Below are 17800 nucleotides of genomic sequence, written 5' to 3' on the forward strand. Positions count from 1 at the left end.
GCTCCGTCGCTTCAGAGATCGGCGGGCAGCGGCTCTTTCAGCCATTGCATCGCATTCTTCTCCAGGCTGCCGTCAGCCTTCGCCGCGACCAGGATCTGATTGACCTTCTCCAGCAACGCGGGCTCGTTTTTGTTCACGCCCACGTATACCGGCGAGTCCTTGAGCTTCACTTTCAGCGCCGGTACGCGTTTGGGGTTGCGCTCGCTGATCGCCACCATCACCACGTTGCCGCTGGCGATCAGGTCGACCTGCCCGGCCAGATAGGCGGCGATGGTCGAATTGTTGTCTTCGAAGCGCTTGATCGTGGCTTCCTTGGGCGCCACGGCAGTCAGCTCGATGTCTTCGATGGCGCCGCGGGTCACGCTGATGGTCTTGCCCTTGAGGTCATCGGTGCTGCCGATGGCTGCCTCAGGCGGGCCGAACACGGCCAGGTAGAAAGGCGCATAGGCCTTGGAGAAATCGATGACCTTCTCGCGTTCGGGGTTTTTACCCAGGCTGGAGATCACCAGATCGACCTTGCCGGTGGTAAGGAAGGGAATGCGGTTGGTGCTGTTGACCGGGGTCAGCTCCAGCTTGACCTTGAGTTGATCGGCCAGCAGCCTGGCGGTGTCGATGTCCAGGCCGCGGGGTTTCATGTCCGGGCCGACCGAGCCGAACGGCGGGAAGTCCTGCGGTACCGCGACCTTGAGGGTGCCACGGGCGACGATATCGTCCAGCCCGTCGGCCATGGCAGGCGCCTGGCTCAGCACCAGGCTGGCAAACAGGGCAGTGAGCAGGGCGCGGTAGCGCTGGGTCATGGCAACTCTCCGAGAAGGCGAAGGAATATTCTGTAAGTGGCATATGCCAAGTGCACAGCCCATGCCAGCCGTGGCCGATCGTCCTGCAAGGCTGGGTTTTGCTGGCGCGCAGTGGTCTTACTGGTCTGAACAGTGAGCGGATTTTTCGCACCCTTTTCGAGCGCCGGCAAAACCTCGCGAGCGCCTTTGGGGCGTGGCTTGCCGCCGACTGCGAATAGCTTTACAACTAGCCGCTCAGTCGACTGAAACCTTGAGTTTTTATGAATTCCATCGCCCAAGCGGTACCGGAAGCGGCTCTGCAGGCCATCCGCAAACTCATCAAGGAGCAAGGCTTCGGCCCGGGCGATGCGCTGCCGTCCCAGCGTGACCTGGCGGTGCGGTTGGGGGTGAGCCGAGCGTCGTTGCGCGAAGCGTTGTCGACCCTCAGTGCCCTGGGTGTGGTCAGTGTGCAGCCGGGCAAAGGGGTGTTCGTACACACCTCACAGGAGACCCCGGGAGTTGTCTGGCCTTTTGCGGCGCAGGTCACACCGCTGGAGATTTTCCAGCTGCGCTATGCCCTTGAAGGGTTTGCCGCGGGCCTGGCGGCGGTCACGCTGAGCATCGATGAACTGGACAGCCTGCAAGATAACGTCGAGGCGATGCGCAAGGTGCTCAAGACCGGTGACTTCGACGCGGCCGCGCGGCTGGATTTCGAGTTCCACCAGTGCATCCTGCAGGCCAGCGGCAACCGGGCGATGGTCAGTATTCTGAGTGCCAGCGCGGAGGTTTTTCTGGAAAGTCAGAAACTACCGTTCATCCGGCCGGAACGAGCCATGGAAACCTGGCAGGAGCACCGCAGGATCCTTCGCGCCCTGGCGCGGCGTGCCAGTACCGCGGCACAGAAAACCATGCAGGAGCATGTACGCAACGCGGCGTTACGCACCGGCATCGCTTTCGTGACCCCTGCCATTTAATGCGCCGGGCAATGTGCAAACTCACTTACCACCATAGCAAGACTCAATCAGAGGCGGCTTCCTGAACGGGGGAAGGGCGGCTATGATGGGCAACGTTTTTTTTGCTTACAATCCGGAGACATCCATGAGCAACGATCTTATCAAGCACGTCACGGACGCGACCTTTGACGCTGAAGTACTCAAGGCTCAAGGCCCGGTGCTGGTTGACTACTGGGCTGAATGGTGCGGCCCTTGCAAAATGATCGCTCCGGTCCTGGACGACATTGCAATGGCCTACGAAGGCAAACTGACCATTGCCAAGCTCAACATCGACGAAAACCAGGAAACCCCGGCCAAGCACGGCGTGCGCGGTATTCCTACGCTGATGCTGTTCAAGAACGGCAACGTTGAAGCCACTAAAGTCGGCGCGCTGTCGAAGTCTCAGTTGCAAGCTTTCCTCGACGCCAACATCTAAGCGTCGTCAAAAAAGCCCCGCAATTGGCGGGGCTTTTTCGTAAAGCAGGGCTAGACGCTCCGAAATTCAGGTGTTACATTCGGCCCCGCACTGGTTTCTCCACTGCCCCCTGCAAGCCGTCGCCGACGCATTCCTTTCGATTAGTACGCGATCCTGTCGCCTTCTCCGCGGCGCGGCCTCATTAAGCCAAAAGCTTAATTTCCCCCTCCATAAATGATTACGTCATTCCTATATGAATCTGACTGAACTCAAGCAAAAGCCGATTACCGACCTGCTCCAATTGGCCGAAGAAATGGGCATAGAAAATATGGCCCGTTCGCGCAAGCAGGACGTGATTTTCTCCCTGCTGAAAAAGCACGCGAAAAGCGGCGAGGAAATCTCCGGTGATGGCGTGCTGGAGATTCTCCAGGACGGCTTCGGCTTCCTCCGCTCTGCAGACGCTTCCTATCTCGCCGGCCCTGACGATATCTACGTCTCGCCGAGCCAGATCCGCCGCTTCAACTTGCGCACCGGTGACACCATCGTTGGCAAGATCCGTCCTCCTAAGGAAGGCGAGCGGTATTTCGCCCTGCTCAAGGTCGATACGATCAACTTCGATCGTCCCGAGAACGCGAAAAACAAGATTCTCTTTGAGAACCTGACGCCGCTGTTCCCCACCGTGCGCATGAAGATGGAAGCCGGTAACGGTTCCACCGAAGACTTGACCGGCCGTGTGATTGATCTGTGCGCGCCGATCGGCAAGGGCCAACGCGGCCTGATCGTCGCGCCGCCGAAAGCCGGCAAGACCATCATGCTGCAGAACATTGCCGCGAACATTGCACGTAACAACCCTGAAGTTCACCTGATCGTGCTACTGATCGATGAGCGTCCGGAAGAAGTGACCGAAATGCAGCGCACCGTGCGCGGCGAAGTGGTTGCCTCGACGTTCGATGAGCCGCCAACCCGCCACGTGCAGGTTGCCGAAATGGTGATCGAGAAGGCCAAGCGCCTGGTCGAACACAAGAAGGACGTGGTGATCCTGCTTGACTCCATCACCCGTCTGGCCCGTGCCTACAACACCGTGATCCCGAGCTCCGGCAAGGTATTGACCGGTGGTGTCGACGCCCACGCCCTGGAGAAACCGAAACGTTTCTTCGGTGCCGCGCGGAACATCGAAGAAGGCGGCTCGCTGACCATTATCGCCACCGCGCTGGTTGAAACCGGCTCGAAGATGGACGAAGTGATCTACGAAGAGTTCAAGGGCACCGGCAACATGGAACTGCCCCTGGATCGCCGTATTGCAGAAAAACGCGTCTTCCCGGCCATCAATATCAACCGCTCCGGCACCCGCCGCGAAGAGTTGTTGACCGCCGACGACGAACTGCAACGCATGTGGATCCTGCGCAAGTTGCTGCATCCGATGGATGAAGTGGCCGCCATCGAGTTCCTCATCGACAAATTGAAAACCACCAAGACCAACGACGAGTTTTTCCTGTCGATGAAGCGTAAGTAACCCGACGTTTCAGGTCCGAAAAAATGGCGCCCACACAGGGCGCCATTTTTTTGCGTCGAGATTCAGTCTTTTTTATGGCATAAGTGTCCGTTAAGTAACAAAATTTGTACGCGCGACTACGCTCATTCCTTTCGTCACAGACTGACCCTATTTCTTATGACCACTCTTGCTTACCGCAGAGACATTGACGGCCTGCGTGCCATCGCTGTCCTTGCAGTCGTGTTGTTTCACTTCGGAGTGCCTGGCATCACGGGCGGTTTCGTTGGGGTTGACGTGTTTTTCGTCATTTCCGGCTTCCTGATTACTTCGATTATCTGGCGTGAGCGTCAGGCCGGGCGCTTCAGTTTTATCGACTTCTGGGCGCGGCGCGCGCGTCGCATTCTGCCCGCGCTGTTCGTCATGATGGCGGCCACGCTGATCCTCGGCTGGTTTCTGCTGGCTCCCAAGGATTACGAAGAGCTGGGGCGATCTGCGCATTATCAAGTGACCTTTACCTCCAACCTGCTGTTCTCGCGCCAGCATGGGTATTTCGAAGCGGCCTCTGACATTAAGCCCTTGCTGCACACATGGTCGCTGGCGGTAGAAGAACAGTTCTACATCGTGTTTCCGCTCCTGCTGATGCTGCTTTCGAGTCGACTCAAGCATTGGCGCCTGGCGCTGCTTGCGGTACTGCTGGTGTCGTTTGGCATGAGTGTCTGGGCGGTCGAGCATCAACCGCAGAAAGCGTTTTTCCTGCTGCATCTACGGGCCTGGGAGTTGTTGGCCGGCGCGATGCTGGCGGTGATGCCCAAGCGCGACTGGCGCGCCTCGCCGCTGCTGGCGCAGGGCGTCAGCCTGGTTTCCATGGGGTTGATCCTGATCGCGGTACTGGGCTACGACGCGACGACCCCCTTTCCTGGCGCGACCGCGCTGTTGCCGGTGCTGGGTGTGGTCGGCTTGATCTGGGCCAATGGGCAGCAACACACCTGGGTCGCTCGCCTGTTGAGTTCACGGGTGATGGTAGGCATCGGGCTGATCTCGTACTCGTGGTACCTGTGGCATTGGCCAGTATTCGTGTACGCCAGCTATGCCGCCGTGGATGGTTTGAGCGCGCTGGAACTGGCCGGCTTGATGCTGCTCTCGCTGGTGCTGGGCTACCTGTCCTGGCGCTTTGTTGAGACGCCGTTCCGGGAGAAGCGCTTGCTCGCCGGGCGCCAGGCGATTCTGACGACGGCCCTGGTGGGTATTTTGTGTCTCGGCCTGACCGGCCTGGCGATCCGCAAAGCCGACGGCGTGCCTTCGCGGTTGCCGGAGCAGGCGTTGCGTTTTGCCCAGGCCAAGAAGTGGAGCCCGGATTTACTGGCCTGCATGGCCGACAAAGACACGCCCGATGAGCGACTGTTCTGCCATTTCGGCCCGAATGGCCGCTCCGTCTCGGCGCTGGTATGGGGCGACAGCCACGCCACCGCACTGATCCCAGCACTTAAGGACGGCGCCGACCGGCATGACCTCAGTCTGGTGGAGGCCAGTTTTGCTGGCTGCATCCCGTTGGACGGCCTGGAGAACATCGCCCGCTGTGCGCATTTCAATCATCGCGTCGAGAAGGCCATGGCCGAGAAACGGTTCAGCGATGTAGTGCTGGCGGCGCGCTGGAGTCTGTATGTCTATGGGCAGATGTCCGGCGACAAGGAGCACGCACTCAAGGACCCGAGCACAGGCAAGTATGTGCGTGCCGTGGCTGAGCAGCGATTCGCCGAGGGCTTGCGCGAGCGAGTGCGGCAATTGCGCGCCGCCGGAGACCGGGTGTGGCTGGTCAAGGAAGTGCCGCTGCAGAAAATCATCGTGCCTTACCGTCTGAGTCGCCTGGCGATGATGAACCGCCCCGTGGCCGACGAAGGGCTACCGGTCGCCGATCATCTGGAGCGCCAGGCTTTCATTGCTCGTGTGTTCGAGGAGCTGGCGGCGGCGGACACCGGCGTCACGGTGCTGGACCCGGCGCCCTTGCTCTGCGGTGCCGACGGTCTATGCCGTGTCGAACTCAATGGGCGCGCCCTCTATACCGACGATAACCACCTTTCCGAGGTCGGGGCGCGCCACGTCGAGGCGTTCCTGGAGCCGTTGTTCCGTTCCCTGCAATCACGCGAGGTTACGGCCAATTAAGCTGCCAGCCTGCTTCAGAGCAGGTAGGATGTACGCCTATTTTACGGGTGGCATGGTTAATGAAATTCAAGGATCTTCGGGATTTCGTGCAGCAACTTGAGCAGCGCGGAGAGTTGAAACGTATCCAGATGCCGATTTCCCCGGTGCTGGAAATGACTGAGATTTGCGACCGTACCTTGCGTAACAAGGGCCCGGCGCTGCTGTTCGAAAAGCCGACCGGCTTTGATATCCCGGTGCTCGGCAACCTGTTCGGCACGCCTGAGCGGGTTGCCTTCGGGATGGGCGCCGAGTCGGTCAGCGAGCTGCGCGAGATCGGCAAGCTGCTGGCGTTCCTCAAGGAACCCGAGCCGCCCAAGGGCTTGAAGGACGCATGGTCGAAGCTGCCGATTTTCCGCAAGATCATTGCCATGGCGCCCAAGGTGGTCAAGGACGCCGTATGCCAGGAAGTAGTCATCGAAGGGGATGACGTCGACCTGGGCATGCTCCCGGTGCAGACTTGCTGGCCCGGCGACGTCGGCCCATTGATCACCTGGGGCCTGACCGTCACCAAGGGCCCGAACAAAGACCGCCAGAACCTGGGCATCTACCGCCAGCAGGTCATTGGCCGTAACAAAGTCATCATGCGCTGGCTGAGCCATCGTGGCGGTGCCTTGGACTTTCGCGAATGGTGCGAAAAACATCCCGGCCAGCCTTTCCCGGTGTCCGTGGCCCTGGGCGCGGACCCGGCCACCATCCTCGGTGCCGTGACGCCGGTGCCGGACAGCCTCTCCGAATACGCCTTCGCCGGCCTGTTGCGCGGTAACCGCACCGAGCTGGTCAAGTGCCGCGGCAACGACCTGCAGGTGCCGGCCACGGCGGAAATCATCCTGGAAGGCGTGATTCACCCCGGCGAGATGGCCGACGAAGGGCCCTACGGCGATCACACCGGCTACTACAACGAAGTCGACAGCTTCCCGGTCTTCACCGTCGAACGCATCACTCATCGGATCAAACCGATCTACCACAGCACCTACACCGGCCGTCCGCCGGATGAGCCGGCCATCCTTGGCGTCGCGCTCAATGAAGTGTTTGTGCCGATCCTGCAGAAGCAATTCCCCGAGATCACCGACTTTTACCTGCCGCCCGAAGGTTGCTCGTACCGCATGGCTGTCGTAACCATGAAGAAGTCTTACCCAGGCCATGCCAAGCGGGTCATGCTGGGTGTATGGTCGTTTTTGCGACAGTTCATGTACACCAAGTTCGTTATTGTCACTGACGACGACATCAATGCCCGGGACTGGAACGATGTGATCTGGGCCATTACCACGCGCATGGACCCCAAGCGCGACACGGTGATGATCGATAACACGCCGATCGACTACCTCGACTTCGCGTCGCCGGTGTCCGGTCTGGGTTCGAAGATGGGCCTGGACGCCACTCATAAATGGCCGGGTGAAACCACCCGTGAGTGGGGTCGGGTCATTGTCAAGGATGCAGCCGTGACCGCACGTGTCGATGCGATCTGGAAAGAATTGGGAATAGATTGATGCGTGTAACCCTGCAACCTTCCGGCGCCGTACTGGAGCTGGTCCCCGGCGAGCGAATCCTCGAAGGCGCGCGCCGCCTGGGCTACGAGTGCCCCCAGGCCTGTCGCAACGGCGTATGCCACGTGTGTGCCGCGCTGCTGGTGGAAGGCCGGGTGCGGCAGGCGGGTGAGGTGCGGGACCATGGTGAGTTCTACACCTGTATCGCCGAGCCGCTGGAAGATTGCGTGGTGTTGTGGGACGGCGTTCTCGCGCCAGGAGAATTACCGTTGCGCCAATTGGCCTGCCAATTGAGCGAGTGCGTGGAGGTGGGCGGCGATGTATGGCGGGTACGCCTGCGTGCGCCGGCCGGCAAGGCGGTGCGCTACCACGCCGGGCAATACCTGATGATCGAACGGGATAACGGCGAAAAATCCGCCTTTTCCCTGGCGTCCGCGCCCCATGCCGGGCGCGAGCTGGAACTGCATGTGCTGGCCCGCGAAGACAGCGCACGCAATCTGCTGGCCCAGTTGCAGCGCGACCGCATGGCGCGCGTGGAGCTGCCGTTTGGCGATACCCACCTGGCCGAGCTGCCCGACGGCCCGCTGGTGTTGATCGCGGCGGGCACCGGCATGGCGCAGATGCACAGCCTGATCGAGCATTGTCGGGCCTCCGGGTTCAAACACCCGGTGCACCTGTACTGGGGAGTGCGTCGCCCGGAAGATTTCTATGAGATCGAGCACTGGGCTCAATGGCAGCAACTGCCCAATCTGTTCCTGCACAAGGTTGTCAGCGACCTTTGCGGGTGGGAAGGGCGTTGCGGTCTTTTGCATGAAGCGGTGTGCGAGGACATCCACGATCTGAAGACCGTACACGTCTATGCCAGCGGTTCACCGGCGATGATCTACGGTACGTTGGATGCGCTGGTGGAGGCCGGCATGGACGCGCACCAGATGCGCGCTGACGTATTTGCCTACGCCCCCCGGCCCTGAGTGGGAGGGGGCTTGCCTGTGCTTAGAATCGTACGCCTGTCGTCACCATCGCGGCGTTGAAGCCCAACAGCACCAGCTCCGCCGCCACCGGTCCGTAATGGGCACCCACTGAAGGAATGATCACCGGCGCCACGCCGAATCGATTCAATGGGATCTTGTCGCGATACTCGCCGCGATAGCCTTGGAGCGCGCCGCCGGTCAGTTTTACGTACACCGGGTAATCCGCCATGTCATAGCGTTTGCCTCCATAGACGTAATACGAACGCTGGCTGAACGAGTTGCGAAAAGTCGCCCCGCCATAAACAAGGCCTGAGGCTTCATTGCGTTCCAGGCCGATCAGGTCCTGATTGTTATTGTGGCCTGGGTCGGGAGAAAAGTGCCGGGTGTAGACGCTGGTCTGGGCGTGCCAGAAACTTTTTTCATCCCCGGCAGGCGGTGCTTCGGCGGCCAGCGCGGTGGTGGCCTGAGCCAGGAACACCAGGCCGGGCAATCGAATTTTTTTCATGGGTGTGACCTCGATAGTCGGTATGAAGGGCGGCTAAGTGGGTCGTTGTGCGCGCTATTTTGACGGCAGGATCGTGCCCCAGGCTGAACCGGGGCTGAAGGTAGCGAGATTAGCCGCTCCAATCCTGACGAGCGGCCGTCGGGCTTATATCCGTGCTTATTCACTTCCGGTATTTAGTGTCGCCAGTGGATGTCCCTAAGCTACACCCGCGAGGCCGCTGGCTCAGCGCGGCCCGGACTTTTTCCCTTAACGGTTCCTGCGGCGCGTTTTATTACGCTAAAGTCGCTTACAACTGGTTACACAGGAGGCGCACCGCTTTTCGCCATGACCGTCATTGAAACCGATCTTCTGCAGTTGGCTTACCCTCCGCGGCTCGATCTGGGACCGCAACTCACTCACGAACAGTTAATGAGCTCCATGCAGGCCACGATGGCCCGGCATAAGGGCGGGCCGGTCTGGCTGTTTGCGTATGGTTCATTGATCTGGCGACCTGAATGCTCGTCGACCGAGCGGGTACGGGCGCGGGTCCACGGTTATCACCGCGGCCTGTATTTGTGGTCCCATGAGCACCGTGGTACGCCGGAGTTGCCGGGGTTGGTCTTTGGCTTGGATCGAGGCGGATCGTGCAGCGGGTTTGCCTATCGCTTGCCCGAGGATCAGTTGGAAGCCTCGCTGTATGCCTTATGGCAGCGCGAGATGCCCTATCCCTCGTACCGACCGCACTGGCTCAGTTGCCGGCTGGAGGATGGTACTCAGGTGCAGGCGTTGGGGTTTGTATTGGAGCGGCACCTGCCCAGCTACGCCGGCAACCTGCCCGACATCGTGCTCAACCATGTGTTGCAAAGCGCGAGCGGGCGTTACGGTACGACGCGCGACTATGTCGAACAAACCGTCAACGCCCTGCGCAGCCACGCCATGCCAGATAAGAACCTGGAGGCGCGGCTCAAGCGGTGTGCAAAAGGGGCTCAGGCGCTTAACGGGCCGAGCTGACACTGTTGGTGTGCCACAGGGTCGGGATCAGGAATGCGATGGCCAGCAGGCACGCGCCGATCAGCAGCACAAAACCGCCGTCCCAGCCGAAATGGTCAACGGTGTAGCCCATGGCCGCACTTGCCGCCACCGAACCACCCAGGTAACCGAACAACCCTGTAAAACCCGCGGCAGTGCCGGCGGCCTTCTTCGGTGCCAGTTCCAGCGCCTGCAGACCGATCAGCATCACCGGGCCGTAGATCAGGAAACCGATCGACACCAGCGCGATCATGTCCACGGTCGGATTGCCTGGCGGGTTCAACCAGTACACCAGAGTCGCAACGGTCACCAGCCCCATGAACACGATGCCGGTCAGGCCTCGATTGCCACGGAAGATCTTGTCCGACATCCAGCCGCACAGCAGCGTGCCCGGGATGCCCGCCCACTCATAGAAAAAGTAAGCCCACGACGATTTATCCACCGTGAAGTGCTTGGCTTCCTTGAGGTAGGTCGGCGCCCAGTCCAGTACGCCGTAGCGCAGCAGGTAGACAAATACGTTGGCAAAGGCGATGTACCACAGCATTTTGTTGCGCAGCACGTATTTGACGAAGATTTCCTTGGCGCTGAATTCGTCTTCGTGGCTGGCGTCGTAGCCTTCCGGGTAGTCATTCTTGTATTGCTCGATAGGCGGCAGGCCGACCGATTGCGGGGTGTCGCGCATGGTAATGAAGGCGAACGCCGCCACCGCCAGGGCCACGGTAGCCGGTACATAGAACGCCGCATGCCAGTCGTTGAACCACGCCATGCCCAACAGGAACAGCGGGCCGATCAGGCCGCCGCCGACGTTGTGCGCTACGTTCCACACCGACACCACGCCGCCGCGTTCCTTCTGCGACCACCAGTGCACCATGGTCCGTCCGCTCGGCGGCCAGCCCATGCCCTGGGCCCAGCCGTTGATGAACAGCAGGATGAACATCATGGTCACGCTGGACGTCGCCCAAGGCGCGAAACCGAAAATGAACATCACGCCCGCCGAGACCAACAGGCCAAAGGGCAGGAAGTAGCGCGGGTTGGAGCGGTCGGACACCAGGCCCATCAGGAACTTGGACAGGCCGTAGGCAATCGCGATAGCCGACATCGCCAGGCCCAGTTCGCCACGGCTGTACCCGTCTTCGATCAGGTAAGGCATGGCCAGGGAGAAGTTTTTGCGTAGCAGGTAGTAACCGGCGTACCCGAAGAAAATACCGGCGAAGATCTGCCAGCGCAGACGTCGGTAGGTACTGTCGATTTTTTCTTCAGGCAGGGGCGCCTGGTGCGCGGCAGGACGAAAGAAAGCAAACATTCAAGAGCTCCAGATTTCTTGTTTTGACTGCGGATGCGAATGTTACAGTTTCGTTACCGAAAATAGCATCGCCGCTTAAGCGCCACCACAGGAAAATGAGAGCAATTGCATGTTCTCTTACGAACACCAGAGATTAAATGGGGGAGGGGCTTGCCCCTCCCACGTTTGATTGCATTTCAGGTTAGTCAGCGGGTCTGCACGACGACCTTGCCGACCGCCTTGCGCTGGCCGAGGTCATTGATGGCCTGGGCAGCCTGCTCCAGCGGATACACCTGCGACACCAACGGCTTGAGCTTGCCCTCGGCATACCAACTAAACAGTTGCTGGAAGTTCGCCGCGTTATCCTGCGGCTGGCGTTGTGCAAACGACCCCCAGAACACCCCGACCACCGCCGCGCCCTTGAGCAGCGCCAGGTTCACCGGCAGCTCGGGGATGCGCCCGCTGGCAAATCCCACCACCAGCAGGCGGCCGTTCCAGGCGATGGCGCGCACGGCCTGGTCGAAGAGGTCACCGCCCACTGGGTCGTAGATCACGTCGGCGCCGTTGCCGTCGGTGAGGCGCTTGATCTCATCCTTCAGGCTGGCTTCGCTGTAATTGATCAATTCATCGGCACCCGCGGCCTTGGCGATTGCGAGCTTGTCGGCGCTGCTGGCGGCGGCGATCACCCGGGCGCCCATGGCTTTACCGATTTCCACCGCGGCCAGGCCCACCCCACCGGAGGCACCGAGCACCAGCAGGGTCTCGCCGGGTTGCAGGTGAGCCCGTTGTTTGAGCGCATGCATCGAGGTGCCGTAAGTCATGCTGAAGGCGGCGGCGGTGTTGAAGTCCATGCTCGGCGGGATCGGCAGCACGTTGTAGCCCGGCACCGCGACCTGCTCGGCAAAGCTGCCCCAGCCGGTCAACGCCATGACGCGATCGCCCACCTTCAAATGGCTGACTTTTTCTCCCACCTCGCTGACCACGCCTGCGGCTTCACCGCCCGGCGAGAACGGAAAGGGCGGTTTGAATTGGTATTTGCCCTCGATGATCAGGGTGTCGGGAAAGTTGACCCCGGCGGCATGCACGTCCAGCAGGATTTCGTTTTTCTTGATCGCCGGGCTGGCGATATCTTCCAGCACCAGGGTTTCGGCGGGGCCGAAGGCTTTGCACAGCACAGCTTTCATCGGACTATTCCTTTTGGCGTCGTGGCCGATAAGTGTAGGAGGGCAGGCCCCTGGGTCAACAAGCATGCCCCGGCCTGATAAGTCGCCATAAGCTTGTGCTCAGCCTTGCTAGCGTTATGCTACCGGGCACCGAATGTGAGGAATGAATTGTGAAAGCGCGGATTCTGTTGATGCTGGCCTTGATCCTGCCGATGGCGGTACAGGCCGAAGAAGCCAAGGAAGGCAAAGAAGGCGAGGCGCCGAAGGTCAGCTATATCAGCCTGAGCCCGCCGTTCGTGGGTAACTATGGCCTGGATGGCACGGCAAAACTCAAAGTGTTCAAGGCCGACATCGCCCTGCGCGTGACCGGTACCGAAGCGGCCGCCGCCGTTAAAGCCAACGATGCATTGATCCGCAACCAACTGGTGGCGCTGTTCACTCAGCAGACCAACGAGGCGATGAGCACCGTTGAGGGTAAGGAAAAACTGCGCCAGGAAGCCTTGAAGCAAACTCAGCAAGTGATGAACGATGAGACCGGCAAGCCGATGGTCGAAGACCTGTTGTTCAACAACCTGATCATCCAGTAAGCACACCAGGTGCGCGGTTTCAGGACGCCAGGCTCTTCCTGAACCGCGCCAGCGCCACGGCGAAAAACAGCAGGCCGATCGCGGTCAACGCCAGCAAATCCGGCCACACCACGCCCACACCCGCGTCGCGGAACAGAATCGCCGCGCTCAGGCTCACAAAATGCGTCGACGGCGAGCCCTGCATCACCCACTGCAGCCACTCGGGCATGCTGTCCAGGGGCGTGCTGCCGCCGGACAGCAACAGCATGGGGATAATCACCGGAATCGCCAGCAACCCGAATTGCGGGGTCGAGCGGGCGAGGGTGGCGAGGAAAATTCCCAGGGCGGTACTGGCGAACAGGTACAACGCCGTCACCAATAGAAATAATCCCAGCGAGCCGGCCAGCGGTACGCCCAGCAAGCCTTTGACCACCACTTCCAGTGATACCCAGGTACACAACACCACCACCAGCATGTTACTCCAGATTTTTGCCAGCATGATTTCCAGCGCAGTCAGCGGCAGCACCAGCAAATGGTCAAGCGTGCCGTGCTCGCGCTCGCGCAGCAGGGCGGTGCCGGTCAGCACGATGGCGAGGATGGTGATGTTGTTGACGATCTGGATCACCGCCAGGAACCAGCCGCCTTCCAGGTTAGTGTTGAACAGCGAGCGAGTGGTCAGCCGCGCCGGTGTCTGTGCGGCGGCATCGGCCTGGCCGCTGTAGCTCAGCAACTCGCGCTGGAAAATCCGGCCAATGTAACCGGCGCCCATGAACGCCTGGCTCATGGCCGTCGCGTCCACGTTGACCTGCACGCTGGGTTGGCGCCCGGCCAGCAGGTCGGCCTGGAAATTGGCCGGCACATTGATCACGAAGGTGTACTCGCCGCTGTCCATGGCTTGGTCCAGCAGGTTGTAGGGCAACGCCGCCGGCGCCTGGAACTCCGGCGGTTGCAGGGCCTCGCCGAGTTGCCGGGACAGGGCGCTATGGTCCTCATCCACCAGCGCCACGCTAGCGTTATGCACACCAATCACCGAACCGGCGGCGGGCATGTAAATGGCCACGGTGAAGGCGTAAAACAGAAACAGCAGCAGTACGCTGTCGTGGCGCAGGCTGGTGAGTTCTTTCAGGCCCAGGCGCAGGATATGCGCAAACTTATGCATCAGACCTCCTGCTTCTTGAGCATCACCAGGCTCAGCCCGGTGAACCCGACAAAAAACCCGAACAGCGCCAGGCACTGCGGCCACAGCTGGCGCAGGTCCAGAGTCTTGGTAAAGGTGCCCACCGCAATATCCAAAAAGTGCCCGGCCGGAAACAGCATGCCCATCAGCGCTGCGGCGCCTTCCAGGGATGAGCGCGGCACGATCAGCCCGGAGAACTGGATGGTCGGCAGGCTGGTGATGATCATCGTGCCGAGGATCGCCGCGATCTGGGTGCGCGTGAACGCTGAAATCAGCAGGCCCATGCTGGTGGTGGCCAGCACATACAGCAGCCCACCGAATGCCAATGCCAGGCCGCTGCCCTTGAATGGCACGCCAAACAGCCAGCGATTCATTGCCACCAGCAGGGCCAGGTTGACCAGGCTCACGAGCAGGTATGGCGCTTGTTTGCCCAGCAGGAATTCCAGGCGGGTCAGCGGCGTGGCGTAAAAGTTGGTGATTGAGCCCAGCTCCTTTTCACGCACGATGCCCAGCGCGGTGAGCATGGCCGGGATAAACGCCAGGATCAGCGCCATCACCCCAGGGCCGATGGCATTTACGCTGACCACGTCCTGGTTATAGCGGAAACGGGTTTCGAGTTTGGCGGCGGCTTGCGGGCTGCGCGGCAGGCTGCTCAATTCGGCCAATTGCTGAAGGTTGCCCAGGTGTACGGCTTCCACATAGTTACGGCTGGTTTCCGCGCGAAACGGCATGCCGCCGTCGAGCCAGGCGGCCACCGTGGGCTGGCGCCCGGCGTACAGGTCGCGGCCGAAGCCCGGCGGGATCTCCAATGCCAGTTTGATTTCCGAGCGTTGCAGGCGCCGGTGCAGTTCATCCGCATCCTGAATGGGCGGCCGTTCGGCGAAATAGCGCGAGCTGCGAAACGCTTCCAGATAGGCGCGGCTTTGCGCGGTCTGGTCCTGGTCGTAGACAGCGAACGCCAGCTTTTCCACATCCAGCGAAATCCCGTAGCCAAAGATCACCATCATGAACATCGCCCCGAGCAGCGCGAAGGCCATGCGCACTTTGTCGCGCAACAGTTCTTTGCCTTCACGGCTGGCCACGGCCAACAGGCGCGCCAGGCTGAAACCGCGCTTGCCCTGCAGCGGTGCGCTGGCTTCGCTGACGGTTTGGCTCGGCGCGGCGGGTTCGGCTTCACCTTGGGCCTGCTCCAGGCACGTGACGAATGCGGCCTCCAGGGTCTCTCCTTTGAATTGTTGCTGCAGCGCGTGCGGCGTGTCGCAGGCCAGCACCTTGCCGGCGTGCATCAGTGAGATGCGGTCGCAGCGCTGGGCCTCGTTCATGAAGTGGGTGGACAGGAAAATCGTCACCCCTTGCTCGCGGGACAGCTCGATCAGCAACCGCCAGAAATCGTCCCGGGCGGCCGGGTCGACGCCGGAGGTCGGCTCATCGAGGATCAACACTTCCGGGCGATGCAGCACCGCGACCGCCAGGGACAGGCGCTGGCGCAGGCCCAGCGGCAGCTCGCCCGACGGCTGTTCGGCAACGTGGGTCAGCTCAAAGCGCTGGATCAGCTCGTCGATGCGCGGGCCGCTGTCGGCCTTGGGCAAGTCGAACAATTGCGCATGCAGCGCCAGGTTCTGGCGCACGCTGAGTTCGCCATACAGCGAAAAACTCTGGGACATGAACCCCACGCGCTTGCGGGTGGCCAGGTCTTTGGCGTCCACCGTCTTGCCCAGCAGCGTCGCGCTGCCTTCCGTGGCCGGCATCAGCCCGGTGAGGACCTTCATGGTGGTGGTCTTGCCGCAGCCGTTGGAGCCCAGGAAGCCGAAGATCTCCCCACGGCCGATCGCGAAGCTGACCTTGTTCACCGCGGTGAAGTCGCCAAAGCGCAGGGTCAGGTCGTGGGCCTCGATGGCGATGTCGGTGCTGGCGCTTTCCCTCGGAGGGATCACCAGCGGCGCTTTGTCGTGAGCGCTGTCGCCCTGGAAGTGGGTGAACGCCTCATCCAGTTTGCCGCTGGGGGTGGCGGCGGCGAGGTCATGACTCAAGCCATTGGCGATCAGCGTGCCGCGATCGAGCATCAGGCAGTGTTCGAATTGCTCGGCTTCTTCCATGTAGGCGGTGGCGACCAGCAAGGTCAGTTGCGAGCGTTCGCGGCGCACCGTTTCGACCAGCTCCCAGAAGCGTCGGCGCGACAGCGGGTCGACACCCGTGGTGGGCTCGTCGAGGATCAGCAGGTCGGGCTCGTGGATCAGCGCGCAGCACAGGCCGAGCTTTTGTTTCATCCCCCCGGACAGCTTGCCGGCGGGGCGCTCGGCGAAGCGTTCAAGGTCGGTGGCCAGCAGCAGGCTGTGCATGCGCCGATCACACTCGGTTTTCGACAAGCCGAACAGCGTGGCGAAGAAGCGTATGTTTTCGCGGATCGACAGCTCGGGGTACAGGTTGCCGCCCAGGCCCTGGGGCATGAAGGCGATGCGCGGGTACAGGCTATTGCGATGGCGGCGGTCGGTGATTGCACCGCCGAGGACCTCGAGCTGGCCGGCCTGCAGCTTCTTGACCCCGGCGATCAGGCCCAGCAGGCTGGATTTGCCCGCACCGTCCGGGCCGATCAGCCCGCAACGCGTGCCGGCGGGCAGGCTGAACGCAATATCGACCAGCGCCTGTTGCTGGCCGTAGCGGTGGTTGATCCCCGTGGCGTGCAGTGCCAGGCCGGTCATTGCAGGTTGGCCGGCCAGTCTATATCGGCCGTGCGCACGTAACCGGCGCCCGGCATGCCGGGCTTGGCCTGCGGCACGGCGCTGGGTTGGGTCAGGCGCAGCTTGACGCGAAACACCAGTTTTTGCCGCTCATCGCGGGTTTCCACTTCTTTGGGGGTGAATTGCGATTTGGCCGCGACAAACGTGATTTTCGCCGGCAGCGCCTGCTGGGGCAGGGCATCAAGCAGGATGCGAGCGTCACTGCCCACTGTCAGGCGACCGGCCACCGAGGCGGGCAAGTACAGGTTCATGTATTGATCCTCGGGATCGATCAGCAGCAACACGCGACCGCCGGCACCGAGCACTTCGCCGGGCTCGGCCAGGCGCAGTTGGATGATGCCGTCGATAGGCGCGCGCAGGCTGCTGTCATCGATTTCGCTGGTGAGCTGAGCCACTTGCGCCTGGGCAGCGCCAATGGCGGCCTTGGCCGAATTGACCTGCGCCAGCGCGGCGACCACCGCTGCATTGCCGGTGTTGTGCCGCGCCTGCTGCTGATCGATCAGTTGGCTGCTGGCGAAGCCGCGCTTGTACAGCTCCTGGGTGCGCTTGAGTTCCTGGTTGGCCAGCAGTTGTTCGCTCTGGCGCAGTTGCACGTTGGCTTCAGCGGCGGCGAGGTTTTCCCTGGCGCGCACCACTTCGGCTTCGGCCTGGGCACGCTGGGCCTCCAGGGTGCGGGTGTCCATGCGCGCCAGCAATTGCCCCTTGAGCACCTTGTCGCCTTCGTCCACCCGCACATCGGCCAGGCGCCCAGGGATTTTCGCGGCGATCTGCACTTCGGTGGATTCCAGACGACCGTTGCCCATGCTCAGACCGTCGGGCAACCGGTCCTGGGTGGATTTCCAATAACCGAACCCGCCGGCGGCGACCAGCAATGCGATCAGAAGGGTGGCAAACAGCTGAGAAGTGCGAGGGTTGGTCGACATGGAAGCATCCTGCTGCGTTAGCGTCCTAGTTTGACGGTATCGCCGCTGCGGGCGTTGATACCGGTCAAATGAAGGGCAAGCCTAACGTGGTTGCGGCGAAGATGCTTGC

Annotated in this window: 15 protein-coding genes; 8 read left to right on the plus strand and 7 right to left on the minus strand. The window is 61.4% G+C overall.

What is annotated here, in order from left to right; translation table 11 throughout:
* Nucleotides 1-11: 11 nt before the first annotated feature.
* Entirely contained in the window at nt 12-797 is a 786-nt protein-coding gene (locus tag OSC50_RS25760) for a transporter substrate-binding domain-containing protein (protein ID WP_181076378.1), read from the minus strand.
* A 260-nt stretch (nt 798-1057) separates the two neighbouring features.
* Here OSC50_RS25760 and OSC50_RS25765 point away from each other — a divergent pair, with 260 nt between their 5' ends.
* From OSC50_RS25765 to OSC50_RS25790, 6 genes are all read left to right on the plus strand, one after another.
* Nucleotides 1058-1750 (plus strand): FadR/GntR family transcriptional regulator, encoded by a 693-nt coding sequence (locus OSC50_RS25765; RefSeq protein WP_181076379.1) that lies wholly within the window; start codon nt 1058-1060, stop codon nt 1748-1750.
* Nucleotides 1751-1874: 124 nt separating this feature from the next.
* Complete coding sequence (trxA, locus tag OSC50_RS25770) at nt 1875-2204, plus strand: thioredoxin TrxA (RefSeq protein WP_253509756.1); 330 nt, start codon at nt 1875-1877, stop codon at nt 2202-2204.
* 232 nt (nt 2205-2436) lie between these two features.
* A complete protein-coding gene (gene rho / locus OSC50_RS25775) occupies nt 2437-3696 on the plus strand; it encodes a transcription termination factor Rho (protein WP_003176825.1) in 1260 nt (419 codons plus the stop codon).
* A 156-nt stretch (nt 3697-3852) separates the two neighbouring features.
* The gene (locus OSC50_RS25780; RefSeq protein WP_266247408.1) at nt 3853-5835 is read left to right on the plus strand and encodes an acyltransferase family protein; all 1983 of its coding nucleotides are present in this window, start codon (nt 3853-3855) and stop codon (nt 5833-5835) included.
* 59 nt (nt 5836-5894) lie between these two features.
* A complete protein-coding gene (ubiD, locus tag OSC50_RS25785; RefSeq protein WP_034101397.1) occupies nt 5895-7361 on the plus strand; it encodes a 4-hydroxy-3-polyprenylbenzoate decarboxylase in 1467 nt (488 codons plus the stop codon).
* A complete protein-coding gene (locus OSC50_RS25790) occupies nt 7361-8329 on the plus strand; it encodes a CDP-6-deoxy-delta-3,4-glucoseen reductase (RefSeq protein ID WP_181076384.1) in 969 nt (322 codons plus the stop codon). Before ubiD ends, OSC50_RS25790 begins: the two co-directional genes overlap by 1 nt.
* Nucleotides 8330-8351: 22 nt before the next feature.
* On the opposite strand, the gene OSC50_RS25795 is transcribed toward OSC50_RS25790, so the two are convergent.
* Nucleotides 8352-8834 carry a sn-glycerol-3-phosphate transporter gene (locus tag OSC50_RS25795; protein WP_181076386.1) on the minus strand — a complete coding sequence of 161 codons (483 nt, stop codon included), beginning with the start codon at nt 8832-8834 and terminating at the stop codon, nt 8352-8354.
* 324 nt (nt 8835-9158) lie between these two features.
* Between OSC50_RS25795 and OSC50_RS25800 the strand changes: the two genes are divergently transcribed.
* Nucleotides 9159-9824, plus strand: coding sequence for a gamma-glutamylcyclotransferase (locus OSC50_RS25800; RefSeq protein WP_181076387.1), 666 nt, complete (start codon nt 9159-9161; stop codon nt 9822-9824).
* Here the strand turns inward: OSC50_RS25800 and glpT are convergent.
* Both glpT and OSC50_RS25810 read right to left on the minus strand, forming a co-directional pair.
* Nucleotides 9808-11145 (minus strand): glycerol-3-phosphate transporter, encoded by a 1338-nt coding sequence (gene glpT, locus OSC50_RS25805; protein WP_181076389.1) that lies wholly within the window; start codon nt 11143-11145, stop codon nt 9808-9810. The two genes, OSC50_RS25800 and glpT, sit on opposite strands and share 17 nt — an antisense overlap.
* Before the next feature lie 185 nt (nt 11146-11330).
* Nucleotides 11331-12308, minus strand: coding sequence for an NADPH:quinone oxidoreductase family protein (locus OSC50_RS25810; RefSeq protein ID WP_181076390.1), 978 nt, complete (start codon nt 12306-12308; stop codon nt 11331-11333).
* Nucleotides 12309-12457: 149 nt separating this feature from the next.
* Here OSC50_RS25810 and OSC50_RS25815 point away from each other — a divergent pair, with 149 nt between their 5' ends.
* The gene (locus OSC50_RS25815) at nt 12458-12874 is read left to right on the plus strand and encodes a flagellar basal body-associated FliL family protein (RefSeq protein ID WP_034101391.1); all 417 of its coding nucleotides are present in this window, start codon (nt 12458-12460) and stop codon (nt 12872-12874) included.
* A gap of 19 nt (nt 12875-12893) precedes the next feature.
* Here the strand turns inward: OSC50_RS25815 and OSC50_RS25820 are convergent, their stop codons facing one another.
* From OSC50_RS25820 to OSC50_RS25830, 3 genes are read right to left on the minus strand one after another with little or no spacing between them, the layout of a single operon-like run.
* Nucleotides 12894-14012 carry an ABC transporter permease gene (locus OSC50_RS25820; RefSeq protein ID WP_181076392.1) on the minus strand — a complete coding sequence of 373 codons (1119 nt, stop codon included), beginning with the start codon at nt 14010-14012 and terminating at the stop codon, nt 12894-12896.
* Nucleotides 14012-16729, minus strand: coding sequence for a ribosome-associated ATPase/putative transporter RbbA (gene rbbA, locus OSC50_RS25825; RefSeq protein WP_266247405.1), 2718 nt, complete (start codon nt 16727-16729; stop codon nt 14012-14014). Before rbbA ends, OSC50_RS25820 begins: the two co-directional genes overlap by 1 nt.
* A complete protein-coding gene (locus OSC50_RS25830) occupies nt 16726-17691 on the minus strand; it encodes an HlyD family secretion protein (protein WP_253509752.1) in 966 nt (321 codons plus the stop codon). Before OSC50_RS25830 ends, rbbA begins: the two co-directional genes overlap by 4 nt.
* Nucleotides 17692-17800: the final 109 nt, after the last annotated feature.

This window comes from Pseudomonas quebecensis (assembly GCF_026410085.1).
In the GTDB taxonomy this organism is placed as follows: domain Bacteria; phylum Pseudomonadota; class Gammaproteobacteria; order Pseudomonadales; family Pseudomonadaceae; genus Aquipseudomonas; species Aquipseudomonas quebecensis.